Origin of the sequence: Acidovorax sp. Root568 (assembly GCF_001427445.1) — a bacterium.
Taxonomy (GTDB): domain Bacteria; phylum Pseudomonadota; class Gammaproteobacteria; order Burkholderiales; family Burkholderiaceae_C; genus Acidovorax; species Acidovorax delafieldii.
Window position 1 is genome coordinate 280,116 of record NZ_LMGP01000014.1, and the last position, 13,891, is coordinate 294,006.

General features: G+C 67.5%; 12 protein-coding genes. 9 read left to right on the plus strand and 3 right to left on the minus strand.

Going from position 1 to position 13,891, the window contains the following annotated elements:
• Positions 1-96: 96 nt before the first annotated feature.
• Entirely contained in the window at positions 97-846 is a 750-nt protein-coding gene (locus ASD75_RS10870) for a sulfite exporter TauE/SafE family protein (RefSeq protein WP_056745554.1), read from the plus strand.
• A 116-nt stretch (positions 847-962) separates the two neighbouring features.
• A complete protein-coding gene (locus tag ASD75_RS10875; protein WP_056745556.1) occupies positions 963-2,174 on the plus strand; it encodes a nitrate/nitrite transporter in 1,212 nt (403 codons plus the stop codon).
• A gap of 34 nt (positions 2,175-2,208) precedes the next feature.
• On the opposite strand, the gene dtd is transcribed toward ASD75_RS10875, so the two are convergent.
• Complete coding sequence (dtd, locus tag ASD75_RS10880) at positions 2,209-2,667, minus strand: D-aminoacyl-tRNA deacylase (RefSeq protein ID WP_056745558.1); 459 nt, start codon at positions 2,665-2,667, stop codon at positions 2,209-2,211.
• A complete protein-coding gene (locus ASD75_RS10885) occupies positions 2,664-3,614 on the minus strand; it encodes a cation diffusion facilitator family transporter (protein ID WP_056745560.1) in 951 nt (316 codons plus the stop codon). The genes dtd and ASD75_RS10885 overlap by 4 nt, the downstream gene beginning before the upstream one ends.
• Before the next feature lie 324 nt (positions 3,615-3,938).
• On the opposite strand from ASD75_RS10885, the gene ASD75_RS10890 reads away from it, so the two are divergent.
• The 4 genes from ASD75_RS10890 to ASD75_RS10905 all read left to right on the plus strand — a co-directional run bounded on the left by ASD75_RS10890 (position 3,939) and on the right by ASD75_RS10905 (position 7,474).
• A complete protein-coding gene (locus tag ASD75_RS10890; protein ID WP_056745561.1) occupies positions 3,939-5,483 on the plus strand; it encodes a sensor histidine kinase in 1,545 nt (514 codons plus the stop codon).
• The gene (locus ASD75_RS10895) at positions 5,473-6,105 is read left to right on the plus strand and encodes a response regulator transcription factor (RefSeq protein WP_008907145.1); all 633 of its coding nucleotides are present in this window, start codon (positions 5,473-5,475) and stop codon (positions 6,103-6,105) included. The genes ASD75_RS10890 and ASD75_RS10895 overlap by 11 nt, the downstream gene beginning before the upstream one ends.
• Positions 6,106-6,243: 138 nt before the next feature.
• Positions 6,244-6,738, plus strand: coding sequence for a heme-binding protein (locus ASD75_RS10900; protein WP_056745563.1), 495 nt, complete (start codon positions 6,244-6,246; stop codon positions 6,736-6,738).
• 43 nt (positions 6,739-6,781) lie between these two features.
• On the plus strand, positions 6,782-7,474 hold the full coding sequence (locus tag ASD75_RS10905; RefSeq protein ID WP_056745565.1) for an ankyrin repeat domain-containing protein: 693 nt from the start codon (positions 6,782-6,784) through the stop codon (positions 7,472-7,474).
• Positions 7,475-7,552: 78 nt separating this feature from the next.
• Here the strand turns inward: ASD75_RS10905 and dbpA are convergent, their stop codons facing one another.
• Positions 7,553-8,971 (minus strand): ATP-dependent RNA helicase DbpA, encoded by a 1,419-nt coding sequence (dbpA, locus tag ASD75_RS10910; protein ID WP_056745567.1) that lies wholly within the window; start codon positions 8,969-8,971, stop codon positions 7,553-7,555.
• A gap of 93 nt (positions 8,972-9,064) precedes the next feature.
• Here dbpA and ASD75_RS10915 point away from each other — a divergent pair, with 93 nt between their 5' ends.
• Genes ASD75_RS10915 through ASD75_RS10925 form a run of 3 tightly spaced genes read left to right on the plus strand, consistent with a single transcriptional unit; the run spans position 9,065 to position 13,828 of the window.
• Positions 9,065-11,140, plus strand: a complete 2,076-nt coding sequence (locus tag ASD75_RS10915; RefSeq protein ID WP_056745569.1) for a bifunctional diguanylate cyclase/phosphodiesterase — start codon at positions 9,065-9,067, stop codon at positions 11,138-11,140.
• A 45-nt stretch (positions 11,141-11,185) separates the two neighbouring features.
• The gene (locus ASD75_RS10920; RefSeq protein ID WP_056745571.1) at positions 11,186-12,667 is read left to right on the plus strand and encodes an AMP nucleosidase; all 1,482 of its coding nucleotides are present in this window, start codon (positions 11,186-11,188) and stop codon (positions 12,665-12,667) included.
• Positions 12,668-12,691: 24 nt separating this feature from the next.
• Positions 12,692-13,828: a GGDEF domain-containing protein gene (locus ASD75_RS10925; protein ID WP_056745573.1), complete on the plus strand. Its 1,137-nt coding sequence runs from the start codon at positions 12,692-12,694 to the stop codon at positions 13,826-13,828.
• Positions 13,829-13,891 lie beyond the last annotated feature (63 nt).

Sequence of the window (13,891 nt, forward strand, 5' to 3'; positions counted from 1 at the left end):
GCGAGGGGGCAAACCCCTGAAGAGGTTCATTGCAGGCAAAGGTGTTGCACCTAGGCTGTCGCCAACGGCGTCCACGCCACCGCCTACCATTGATGAATGTTTGAAACCTCTTTGCTGCTCACCGCCGCCTTCGTCGCCGGCGCCCTCAATGCCGTTGCCGGAGGCGGCAGCTTTCTGACCCTGCCTGCCCTCGTCTTCACCGGCGTGCCGCCCGTGGTGGCCAACGCCACGGGCACGGTGGCGCTGCTGCCGGGCTACATGGCGGGGGCCTGGGGGTTTCGGGAAGACATGCAACCACCGCCTGGCCTGTCCATGCGGGCAGTGGTGCTGCTGGCCCTCATTGGCGGATCGGCCGGGGCGGCGCTGCTGCTGATCACGCCCGATGCCACCTTCCGCAAGGTCGTGCCCTGGCTGCTGCTGGCGGCCACGGCGATGTTTGCCCTGGGGCCCCGGCTGCGCCAGTGGGCCGGTGCCTCGGCCCATGGCCCCACCGCGCCGTGGAAGGCGGCCCTGGGCATGCTGGCCGTGGCGGGGTATGGCGGCTACTTCAACGGCGGGTTGGGCATCTTGCTGCTGGCACTGTTCGGCCTGCTGGGGCAAACCCAGCTCAACGCCATGAACGGCATGAAGAATCTGGTCTCTGCGCTGCTCACCGCGATTGCGGTGGCCATCTACGCAGCAGGCGGTATCGTGCTGTGGCCGCAGGCGCTGATGATGATGGTGGCCGCCACCGCAGGCGGGTATGGCGGTGCCCGCGTAGCGCGCAAGCTGCCTGCCAACGTGCTCCGCTGGGGCATCGTGGCTACCGGGCTGGTGATGGCGGCGGTGTTCTTCTGGCGGCAGTGAGCAGCAGCCCCTTGGCCTCGCCGCCAACGCCAAGGTCCACACCTGCGGCGGTACCGGCACCCACACCAGCACCAACGGCAGGCAGCGGCCGCCCGCCGCCCCGCGTGCTATGGGCCATGCTGCTCACGCTGCTCAGCGGGTTCGCGCTGAGCCAGGCGTTTCGCACCACCACTGCCATCCTGGCCCAGGGGCTGACCGCCGAGTTCGGGCTGTCGCCCGGGTCGCTGGGGGCCTTTGCCGGGCTGTTCGGCCTGTCGTTCGGTGTGGCCCAGTTGCTGATGGGCGTGGGGCTTGACCTGTGGGGCCTGCGGCGCACGGTGCTGACCGCTTTCCCGCTGGCGATTGGCGGGGCCGCGATGTCGGCGGCAGCGCCCGGCTATGCGTGGCTGATGGTGGGCCAGTTGATGATCGGCGTGGGCTGCTCGCCCGCGTTCCTGGCCTGCACGCTGTACATTGCGCGGCATTTCCCTGCCGACCGGTTTGCCTACCTGTCGGGCGTGGCGATGGGAGTTGGCGGTCTGGGCCTGCTATTCACCGGTACGCCGCTGGCTTGGCTGGTGCAGCACGGTGGCGGCTGGCGCACAGGCTATGCCGTGCTGGCGGTGCTCAGCGGGCTGTCGTGGCTGCTGATCTGGCTGCGAGTGCACGAGCCTGCCCCGCTGGTGCCGCCCCCGGCGCAGCGCGAAACCTGGGGCCAGGCGCTGCTCGGCTTTGGCCAGCTGCTCACGGTGCCGCACACCTGGGGCATCCTGCTGCTGGGCATGTCGGGCTACGCCGCGTTTTTGTCGCTGCGGGGCCTGTGGCTGGCGCCGTTGCTGATGGAGCGGTACCACCTCACGCTGGTGGACAGCGGCAACGTCGCGCTGGGCCTGTCGTTGATTGCGCTGTTTGCACCCGGTCTGGCGGGCCGGCTGGACCCAGGCATTGGCCGCCGCCGGCGATGGATTGGCAACGCCTCGCTGCTGATGGCCGGGCTGTTCGCGCTGCTGGCATTTTTGCGGGTGCACCCTGCCGCCAGCGTGGTGCTGATCCTGCTGATGGGGCTGCTGTCGGGCTACGGCGTGCTGCAGTACGCAGACGTGCGCGCCTCGTACCCGCCCGCACTCACCGGCCGGGCCCTGTCGGCCTACACGATGGCAATGTTCCTGGGCGTGGCGCTAATGCAGTGGTTCACCGGCATCGTGGCCACAGGCGCCCAGCACCTGGGCAGGGATGTCCACACGGCCGTCATGCTGGCGATTGCGGCCTGGCTGGCGCTGGCGTCAGTGGCGTTTCGGTTTTTGTCTGTGTCGCCACTGGTTTCTTCGCAAGCATCAGAACCCAGATAGCCTCTAGTGCCTATCTATCAATCGTCAGCTGCTATCAATTTTGTTGAACTGCAGGCGGCATCCGCAGCGGAATCGTCACCGGCCCGTCATTGACCAGGTGCACCTGCATGTCGGCTGCAAACTGGCCGGTGGCCACCACGGGATGGATCTTGCGCGCCTGGGCCACCAGGTAGCCGTACAGCCGCAGCCCCTCATCGGGTGCAGCCGCCTGGGTGAAGCTGGGGCGGTTGCCGCCGGCGGTGTCTGCCGCCAGCGTGAACTGGCTGACCAGCAGCAGGCCGCCACCGATGTCCTGCACACTCTGGTTCATCTTGCCTGCGGCGTCCGAAAAGATGCGCAGCTTCAGGATCTTGGCCAGCAGCCTGTCGGCTTCGGCCTCGGTGTCTCCACGCTCCGCACACACCAGCACCAGCAGCCCCGCGCCGATGGCGCCCACGGTCTGCCCGTCCACATCCACACGCGCTTCACGCACACGTTGCAATACGCTGATCACTTCACGGCATCCTTCACATCGTCACGGGGGTCGTCGAAATGCGCCTCCACATCGGTGGGCAGCAGCTCGATGGTGGCACGCAGGCCGGGCACGGCGGTCATCAGCGCGCGCTCGACCTGGCCGCGCAGCTCGGCGGCGTGGCGCAGGGTCCAGTCGGCGGGCATGTGCAGGTGCATGTCCACAAACTGGCGCTGGCCCGCGCGGCGGGTGGAGACATGGTCGAACCGCACAGCGCCCGGCGCCTGGGCGGCCACAAACTGCTGCAGCGTGGCGTCGATGGTGGCCTGCACCTCGGGCTCTACCGCCGAATCCATGAGGCCCTGGGAGGATCGCCACACCAGCTCCACGCCCTCTTTCAGGATGTTCAGCGCCACGGCAATGGCCGCTACCGCATCCAGCCACAACCACCCGGTGAGGGCCGCGCCCGCAATGCCCACCAGCACACCGGCCGAGGTCCACACGTCGGTGACGAGATGGCGCGCATCGGCCTCCAGCGCGATGGAGCGGTACTCGCGGGCCGAGCGGAACATGAGCCATGCGAGAAAGCCATTGAGCGCCGAGCTGAGCACCGACAGGCCCAGGCCCCAGCCCACCTGCTCGATGGGTTGTGGGTCAAACAAGCGGTGCCCGGCTGCCCACAGGATGCCTGCCGACACGCCCATGATGAGGATGCCCTCAAAGCCCGAGGAAAAGTATTCGGCCTTGTGGTGGCCGTAGGGGTGGTCGTCATCGGCTGGCCGTGCCGCCACCGTCACCATGGCCAGCGCAAACATGGCGCTGGCCAGATTCACAAACGACTCCATCGCGTCAGACAACAGACCCACGGAGCCCGTGACCACCCAGGCCAGCGTCTTGAGCGCAATGGTGACCACCGCCACGGCCACCGAGGCCCACAGCAGGTTGCGGGGTGAAAGCCAGGGGTGGGATGCGGGAGAAGATGCTGACATGGCGGGTGGACGAAGGAGCGGAAACAGGCGAGTCTGAAATTACACCAGAGCCACCTTAAGAACCTGTTCAGAATCTGAGCGCCGTTTAACAGCAGGCCCCAGCTAAGAGCCTGTTCAACGTCTTTTTGGAGTCGCACAACGCCCTTGCCCGAAGGGTTGGAGTGAAATCGGGCCGATGAACTCGGAGTGTTGGCGCCCCGGCTGCTTTCATGGGCACGAGCCCATGCGGCGCATCCGAAGCATCCACTCCTCCCGATTGCACTCCAATGCGATCTCCAAAAAGACGTTGAACAGGCTCTAAGGCCCCCATGCCAGAATCCGCGCATGCTCCCTGCCTGGCGCCGCCTTCTGCCCCGACACGCCCTGCACCTGCCCAGCCTGCTGTTGTGGGTGGCGGTGGCCTGCATCGGTTGCGGCTGGCTGGTGGTGGACCGCCTGCAGCAACTGCACGCGGCGTTTGAGACCGACGCGCGGATCGTGCACCGGCTGCTGAGCCAGCGCGTTGTGCAGCACGACGCCATCATGGCCACGCTGGCGCTGCTGCAGCCAGCCGCTGCGGTGGATGACCTGCACAACGCGGCATCGCCCCTGCCCCGCCTCACGTCGGTATACCCGCAGATCCTGGCGGTGCTGCAGCGCTCGGCCCACAGCGACTGGCCGCCCGCACTGCAGGCCGAGCTGACAGCCGCCGAGGCCACCTCACGGCGCACCGGTCACGCCGCTACGGCAGGCTTGAATCTGCCCGCAGGCCGTTACTACCTGGTGCTGGCGGGCACGCCAGCCAGCTATGCGCTGCACATCGACCTGCGCACCACCATCCCCGCCGACGAGTGGCCCATGGACATGGCCGCCAGCCCGGTGCGCGTGACGCTGGAGCAGGGCGGCACGGCCTTTGTGGTGCAGCCCGGCCAGGCCGACCAGGGCAGGGGCATCCGCACCTACGACTTTCACAAACTGCTGGCCGCCGCCAGCCAGCCGCTGGACGTGGTGGCCCGCCGCACCGTGGGCATGCACGAACTGCCCTGGTGGCGCATGTTGGGCTGGTGCCTGCTGACCGCAGCGCTGTGGGCCGCAGGCCGCGCACTGTGGCGCCAGCGCGTGGCGCGCCAGCGGGCCGAAGAGCTGCTGCGCCTGGGCCAGGTGGCGCGGCTGAACACATTGGGCGAATTGGCCGCTGGCATGGCCCACGAGCTGAACCAGCCGCTGACCGCCCTGCTGTCCAGCACCCAGGCCGCCCAGCGCCTGCTGGCCGACGACCCACCCGACCTCGACACCGCACAGACCGCCATGGCCCGCGCCGTGGAGCAGGCGCGCCGCGCATCCACCGTGGTGGGCCGCCTGCGCCGCCTGGTGGAGCGGCCCGACCTGGCTGGTCAGGCCCAGCCCCTGGCACTGCCCACCGCCGTGCAGGACGTGCTGCACCTGCTGGAGCCCGAGCTGGCACAGCGCGGCGTGGTGCCCGAGGTGTTGGCCGCAGCAGACCTGCCCCCGGTGCTGGCCGAACCCGTGGCCCTGCAACAGATCATCCACAACCTGCTGATGAACGCGCTGCAGGCGCTGGAGCAAGTGCCCCCCGCTGAACGCCAGCTGCACCTTGCAATGGCGCAGGCTGGTGCTGGACAGGTGGCGCTGTCGGTGCGCGACCACGGCCCCGGCATCCCGCCTGAGGCACGCCAGCACCTGTTCGAGCCCTTCTACACCACACGCAACGGCGGCCTGGGCCTGGGCCTCACGCTGTGCGAGAGCCTGGCGCAGGCCATGGGCGCGCAGCTGAGCCTGGCGCCCGAGGCCACGCCCCCATCCGCCGCCCAACGGGGGGCAGAGTTTGTGCTGACCCTCAACGTCGCACCACCCACCGATGACCGATAGCGCCCCCTCCCTCTCGCCCCTGATCCACCTGGTGGACGACGATGCTGCCGTGCGCGAGGGCCTCTCGCTGCTCATCAGCACCGTGGGCCTGCGCGTGCAGACCTGGGCCGACCCGCAGTCCTTCATGGCCGGGTTTGACCGCGCCAGCATCGGCGCCATCGTGCTGGATGTGCGCATGCCGGGCATCAGCGGCCTCACGGTGCTGGAGCAACTGCTGGCGCAGGGCGTGGACCAGCCCGTGATCCTGCTCACCGGCCACGGCACGGTGGAGATGTGCCGACGCGCCTTCAAAACTGGCGCGGCCGAGTTTCTGGAAAAACCGGTGGACGACGAAGTGCTGATCGAAGCCCTGCAAAACGCCGTGCGCCAGCATGTGCGCTCGCGCGAACGCCACCAGGCAGACCAGCAGGCGCGCGAGCGTTTTGCGCAGCTCTCGGCCCGCGAGCGCGAGGTGCTGGGGCTGATCGTGGAGGGTCTGACCAACAAGGAAATCGGCCGGGCGCTCGAACTCTCGCCGCGCACGGTGGAGACCCACCGCGCCAACCTGTTCGCCAAGCTGGGGGCCGAGTCGCTGGCGCAGCTGATCCGGCGCTACGCGGCGCTGGTGGATGCCGCATCCTGAATCGGCCGGCATAGGCCTTCCGTAGTTCTACGGAGGCCCGCGCGTAGCCGCCCGAATGGCCGAAAACGGCGGCAATTTTTACAGTTCTCCCACGGCGCCACAACGGGTGGCACCGACCCAGAAACACCGGAGAACACCATGCAAAACCGCCTCGCCACCGTCGCCGCCCTCACCCTGTCCCTGATCGCCACCGCCGCCAGCGCCGAAGGCGTGCGCACCGAAAAGAACATGTCGCTGGACCTGGCCACGCAGATCGCCGCGCAAACCGTGGCCACCTGCACCGCCAACGGCTACGCCGTCACGGCCACCGTGGTGGACCGCGCAGGCACCGTACGCGCTGTGCAGCGCGCCGACAACGCCGGCCCCCACACGCTGGAAGCCAGCCGCCTCAAGGCCTACACCTCGGCATCGGCTAAGAACACCACGCTGGCCATGATGGAAGGCGCGCAGAAGAACCCCGCTGCGGCCAACTTGGTGAACATCCCCGGCTACCTGCTGCTGGGCGGCGGCGTGCCGGTGAAGGTGGGCAACGAAGTGATCGGCGCTGTGGGCGTGGGCGGTGCACCCGGCGGCCACCTGGACGAGCAGTGCGCGGTGGCGGGCATCGCCAAGGTGCAGGATTTGCTGAAATAAGCCAGCCCCACCACAGGCAACTGAGCATTTAACGGAGGCCCCCATGAAGCCGTGGAATCTTGTTTTCGCCCTGGCCGCCGCACTGGCCTGTGCCACCCCGGCCCAGGCCCAGGTGCCACCCACGGCGGCCGAAACAGCGGCCTACCAGGGCCTGCATGCCGCTACGGCGCGGGGCGATGTGCCCAGGCTCACCCAGCTGATCGCAGCGCGGGCCGACGTGAATGCCCGCGACGGCTACGGCCGCACGCCACTGCATGTGGCCACCTATGCGCGGCAGGCCGATGCCATCCGCGCCCTTGCCCAGGCTGGGGCCGACCTGAATGCGCTGGAGAACGACCGCTACGACGCCGTGACCATCGCCGCCGTGGCCGACGACGAGGCCACGCTGCGCGTGCTGCTGCAGCTGGGCGCCAGCGCCAAACAGGTGACCAGCCGCTACGACGGCACGGCCCTGATCGCTGCTGCCCACCTGGGGCACGACGGCGTGGTGCGTCAGTTGATCGCCTCCGGGGCGCCGCTGGACCATGTGAACAACCTGCACTGGACGGCGCTCATCGAGTCCATCGTGCTGGGCAACGGCGGTCCGCGCCACCAGGCCACACTGCAAGCCTTGCTACAGGCGGGGGCCAGCCAGGCACTGACCGACCGGCAGGGCAACACGCCCCTGCAGCTGGCGCGCCAGCGGGGCTTTGGAGAGATGGTGCGGATGCTGGAAGCTGCCGCAGCACGGCGCTGATGCCGCCAGTCCAGGACGCGCATCCACTATCAAATTGATAGCTATTGGCGCATGATTGACTAGCGCATCCGGCGCTTTTTACTCAAAGTCCTGGGTTCCCGTCACCAGGCGGGCCTTCACGGTCTTGCCCTTAACCCGGCCCTGGTTCAGGCGCTGGGCAGCTTGGGCGCCGATGGCACGGTCCACCGCCACATAGGTGGAGAAGTCGTTCACGTTGATCTTGCCGATCTGCTCTCGGGTGTAGCCCATCTCGCCGGTCAGCGCGCCCAGCACGTCGCCCGCACGGATCTTCTCCTTGCGGCCACCGATGATCTGGATGGTGACCATGGGCGGCACCAGCGGGCCGTTGCCGGTCGGTGTCAGGTCGGCCACAGGGAACCAGCGCGACTCTCGGCCCTGCAGTTGTTCGATCTTGCCCACGCTGCCCATCTCGTCCAGGCTGGCCAGGTTCAGCGCCAGCCCTTCGGCATCGCCCCGGCCCGTGCGGCCGATGCGGTGGATGTGCACCTCGGGGTCGGGCGTCACGTCCACGTTGATCACGGCGGCCAGGTTGGCAATGTCCAGCCCGCGCGCGGCCACGTCGGTGGCCACCAGCACCGAGCAGCTCTTGTTGGCAAACTGCACCAGCACCTGGTCGCGCTCGCGCTGCTCCAGCTCGCCAAACAGCGCCAGCGCGCTGAAGCCCTGGGCCTGCAGCACGGCCACCAGGTCGCGGCACTGCTGCTTGGTGTTGCAGAACGCGATGGACGAATCGGGCCGGAAGTGGTTGAGCAGCAGCGACACGGCATGCAGGCGCTCGCTGTTCTTCACCTCGTACCAGCGCTGCTCGATCTTACCCTCGGCATGCTGCGCCTGCACGGTGATCTGCTCGGGCGACTTCATGAACTGGGCGCTCAGCTTGGCGATGCCCTCGGGGTAGGTGGCCGAGAACAGCAGGGTCTGGCGCTCTTTGGGACACTGCTTGGCCACCACGACGATGTCGTCGAAGAAGCCCATGTCGAGCATGCGGTCGGCCTCGTCGAGCACCAGCGTGTTGAGCGCCTCCAGCGTCAGGTGCTGGCGCTCCAGGTGGTCCATCACCCGGCCAGGCGTGCCCACCACGATGTGCGCGCCATGCTCCAGGCTCAGCATCTGGCCGCGCAGCGGCACCCCGCCGCACAGGGTCACGACCTTGATGTTTTCTTCGGCGCGCGCCAGGCGGCGGATTTCAGTGGTCACCTGGTCAGCCAGCTCGCGCGTAGGGCACAGCACCAGGGCCTGTACCGCAAACCGACGGGGGTTGAGGTTGGCCAGCAGCGCCAGCGCAAACGCGGCGGTCTTGCCGCTGCCGGTGCTGGCCTGGGCGATCAGGTCCTTGCCCAGCAAGGCGGGCGGCAGGCTGGCCGCCTGAATGGGCGTCATCGTGGTGTAGCCCAGCTGCTGCAGGTTGGCCAGCATGGCGGGGCTCAGGGCCAGCGCGCTGAAATCAGTGCGGGCTTGGTTTTCTTTGGAGGTCATGGGCCGATTATCCGGTGCGGGGTATCCGGGCAACTACCTTACGCCCCCGTCAGGTGTATCGGCTATAACAAACAGATACGTACCGAGCGGTCCATGCCAGACTCATCCAACGCAGCCAACACGCCAGGTCAAGGGGGTTCCAGCGACTCGCTGCTGCGCCTGATCGCCGACTCGGTCCCGGCCCTGATGGCTTACTACGACCTCCCAGGCCTGCGCTGCCAGTTCGCCAACCAGGGCTACGCCGCCTACAACGGCCACAGCACCGAATCCATCTTGGGCCTGACCGTGCAGGAGGCGATTGGCGACAAGGCCTGGCAGGCCATCCAGCCGTACGTGGAGCGCTGCTCACACGGTGAGCGCGTGAAATACACGCGCGAGCAAACCCTGCCCAACGGCGAGGTGCGGATGATCGAGGTCAACCTGATCCCGCATTTTGGCAACGCGGGGCTGCAGCTCGGCTCCTTTGTGCTGATCACCGACATCACCGAGCGTTGGCGCGCCGAGCGCGAGGTACGCCAGAGCGAAGAACGCATGCGCAAGTTCACCGAGGCCACGGACGAGGCCATCGTGTTCCATCGCGACGGCATCATCACCGACGGCAACGAGGCACTGTACCGCTTGACGGGATTTGCGCTGCACGAAGTGCTGGGCCTGTCGATCTTCAACTTCATCAGCCCCGAGTGGCGCGCCACCGCGCTGGAATACACCCGCAGCGGACGGGAGGATCCGTACGAAGTCACCATCCGCCACAAGGATGGGCATCCCATCCCCGTCGAGGTCGTCGGCAAGACCATGCCCCTGCACCATGCCGACTACCGCATCGTGGTGGTGCGCGACATCACAGCCCGCAAACAAGCGCAGGAGCGCGAAGCCTTCATCGCACTGCACGACCCCCTCACGCAATTGCCCAACCGGCACTTCCTGATGGAGCAGCTGTCGCAGGTGCTGTCGCTGGCGCGCCGGCGGCATGGCCGTGTGGCGGTGCTGTTCATGAACCTGGACCATTTCAAGACCGTGAACGACTCGCTCGGCCACCATGCGGGCGACCAGCTGCTGTGCAACGTCGCCGAGCGACTGCGCCAGGGTGTGCGCGATGCCGACGTGGTCGCGCGCATCGGCGGCGACGAGTTTGTGGTGGTGCTGACCGACGTGCAGACGCCCGATGACGCGGCCATGGTGGCCGACAAGCTGCTGGAGTCCATGCACGGCGTTTTTACGGTCGATCAGCTGCCGCTCACCATCTCCCCGTCCATCGGCATCAGCCTGTACCCGGACCACGGTGGCAGCGCCGACATGCTGCTGCGCTGCGCCGATGCGGCCATGCAGCATGCCAAGGACAGCGGGCGCGGCAACCGCCAGTTCTACGCCACCAGCATGGAGGCCAGCGCCCTCGATGTGCTGCACCAGGAGCGCCTGCTGCGCGACGCCATTGCACGCAACGACTTCGTGCTGCACTACCAGCCGCAAATTTGCCTGGCCGACGGTTCGCTGCAAGGCCTGGAAGCGCTGGTGCGATGGCGCCACCCCGAGCGTGGGCTGGTGGGGCCCGACGAGTTCATCGCGTTCTCGGAGTCACGGGGCCTCATCACGCCCATCGGCCGCTGGGTGATGCGCGAAGCCTGCCGCCAGCTCAAAGCCTGGCAGGACCAGGGCCTGGCCAAGGTGCCCGTGGCAGTCAACCTCTCGGCCCTCGAATTCCGCCAGCGGGATGTGGCCGCTGAAATCGCCGCCGTCCTCCAGGAAACAGGGCTGGCACCGCAATACCTGGAGATCGAACTGACCGAGTCTGTGCTCATGCACCAGACTGGCCAGACCCTGAACACCCTGCACGCCGTCAAGGCGTTAGGCGTCGGCATCTCCATCGATGACTTCGGCACCGGGTACTCCTCCCTGGCATATCTGAAGCGCTACCCCATCGACAAGCTCAAGATCGACCGGTCATTTGTCACCGACACCCCCGGCAGTGCCGACGACGTCGCCATCGTCACCGCCATCATCCAGATGGCCCGCAGCCTGCAGCTCAAGACGGTGGCGGAAGGGGTGGAGACGCAAGGGCAGATCGCATTGCTCAAGGAACTGGGGTGCGATGTGATCCAGGGGTTTGTGGTGTCGGTACCCATGGATGCCCTGGCTACCGGCAGCTGGCTGGAACGCCAGCCACCGCAATAGCGGCAAGTTGTCCACTGGCCCCCCTGGCTTGTGGACAATAGCGGCATGCCCCTCATCCCCGACTTCATCGCCCCCACCCGCCACACCGACCCGGCCGACGCCCTGGCCCAGGTGCAGCGCATCTACCAGCAACAAATTGGCCACCTGCGCGACGCCATGCAGCGTTTTGTGGCGGGCGAGACGCCCGAGGGCCCGGTGCGCGCTTTCTACCCGTTTGTGCGGGTGCACACCACCACCGTGGCGCGGGCCGATACCAAGCTGGCCTATGGCTTTGTGGAAGGCCCCGGGCGGTATGAGACCACCCTCACCCGGCCCGACCTGTTTGCCAACTACTACGCCGAGCAGTTCCGCCTGCTGCGTGCCAGCCACAACGTGGAGCTGGAAGTGGGCACCAGCACCCACCCGATTCCCATCCATTTCTCATTTGCGGAGCACGACCACATCGAGGGCACGCTGACACAGGCCCGCCGCATGCTGATGCGCGACGTGTTCGACCTGCCCGACCTGGCCGCCATGGACGATGGCATCGCCAACGGCACCTGGCAGGCCGCGCCCGGCGAGGCGCAGCCGCTTTCGCTGTTCACCGCGCCGCGCGTGGACTATTCGCTGCACCGCCTGCGCCACTACACAGGCACAGCGCCCGAGTGGTTCCAGAACTTTGTTCTGTTCACCAATTACCAGTTCTACATCGACGAATTCGTGCGCCTGGGCCACGCCGAGATGGCCAAACCCGACAGCGAATACATTGCCTTCATCGAACCCGGCAACGTGGTCACACGCCGTGTGGGCCTGAGCGCCGAAGCTGGCGACGACCTGGGCGCCGCTCCACCCCGCCTGCCGCAGATGCCCGCCTACCACCTGGTGCGCAAGGACGCGAGCGGCATCACCATGGTCAACATCGGCGTGGGCCCGGCCAACGCCAAGACCATCACCGACCACATCGCCGTGCTGCGCCCCCATGCCTGGATGATGCTGGGCCACTGTGCGGGCCTGCGCAACAGCCAGCAGCTGGGCGACTATGTGCTGGCCCACGCCTACGTGCGCGAGGACCATGTGCTCGACGAAGACCTGCCGCTGTGGGTGCCCATCCCGGCGCTGGCCGAAATCCAGCTGGCGCTGCAGCAGGCGGTGGCCGATGTCACACAGATCAGCGGCGCAGACCTGAAGCGCGTGATGCGCACCGGCACCGTGGCCAGCACCGACAACCGCAACTGGGAGCTGCTGCCGGACAACACGCCGCAGCGCCGCTTCAGCCAGAGCCGCGCCGTGGCGCTGGACATGGAAAGCGCCACCATCGCCGCCAACGGCTTCCGCTTCCGCGTGCCCTATGGCACCTTGCTGTGTGTGAGCGACAAGCCTCTGCATGGCGAGATCAAGCTGCCCGGCATGGCCAACCACTTCTACCGCGAGCGGGTGGACCAGCACCTGCGCATCGGCATGCGCGCCATCGAGATCCTGCGCAATGGCGGCGTGGACCGCCTGCACAGCCGCAAGCTGCGCAGCTTTGCCGAGGTCGCATTTCAGTAAACGACAGGCCCGAGGCCGCTGCGCATGCCACTGGATTTCCTCACCCTCATGACGGTCATGGCGGCCAACCTGTTCATGATCTCGGCCGCGCTGCCGCTGATCATGGGCCGGGACGTGAGCCGCGCGGCCCGCAATATGCAGGCCAGCATGCTGCTGCAGGCGGTGGCCTGGTCGACCATCATCGCCTCGGCCACCCTGTGGGACCAGGCCCTCTCCACCCTGTCGATTGCCTGCAACGCGGCCGCGCAGTGGATGCTGTACCGGGCGCTGGAGGAATGGCTGGGCCCCCGCCCCTTGCGCCGCGTGCTGCTGGTGTTGGTGATTGCCGCCCCGCTGGGCTACACCCTGGGTTTTGGGCACTACGCCTGGCGCGTGGGCTGGGCCAACTTTTTGATGGCCACCATTTTGTGCATCGTTGCGCGCGCCACCCTGGCGCCCGTGGTGGAGGCCAACCTGCGCTGGCGCAGCCTGCTGATGGGCTGCCTGCTGACGTCGGCCGCTTTCACGCTGGCGCGGGGCATGCTGGGCGCCTTCACCGACCAGTACCCGAGCTTTCGCACGCCCCATCCCGTCAACCTGGCAGCTGCTGTGGCCACCAATGTGAGCCTGGTGCTGGGCACCGTCGCCCTGCTGGTGGCGTGGCGGTCGGAGGCAGAACACAAGCTGCGCACGCTGGCGATGACCGATGGCCTCACCGGCGTGCTCAACCGGCGAGGCTTCACCACCCAAGGCAGCAGCCTGCTGGCACACGCCGCACGCCACCAGTTGCCCATGACGGCAATGATGCTGGACCTGGACCACTTCAAGCAGGTCAACGACACCCACGGCCACGAGGCCGGAGACCGCGCACTGCAACTGTTTGCCCGCCTGCTGGGCGACACCTGCCGCAGCGGCGACCTGGTCGGGCGCCTGGGTGGCGAGGAGTTTGGCGTGCTGCTGTTGCACAACAGCGCACCCGCTGGACTGGCCCTGGACCGGCGACTGCGCAGGCGTCTGCATGCCGTCAGCGTGGCAGAGCTGGGCTTTGCGCTGGACTACAGCGCCGGGATGGCCGTGCTGCAGCCGGGCGAAGCTGGCTTGGCCGAACTGATGGCCCGTGCCGACGGTGCCCTCTATGCAGCCAAGACGGCGGGCCGGGGGCGGCTGGTCGCGGCGGACTGAGGCAAACAGTCCTGTTTTGATAGCATCAGGCGCAATACCCACTAGCGCCTGCGGCAGATTCTG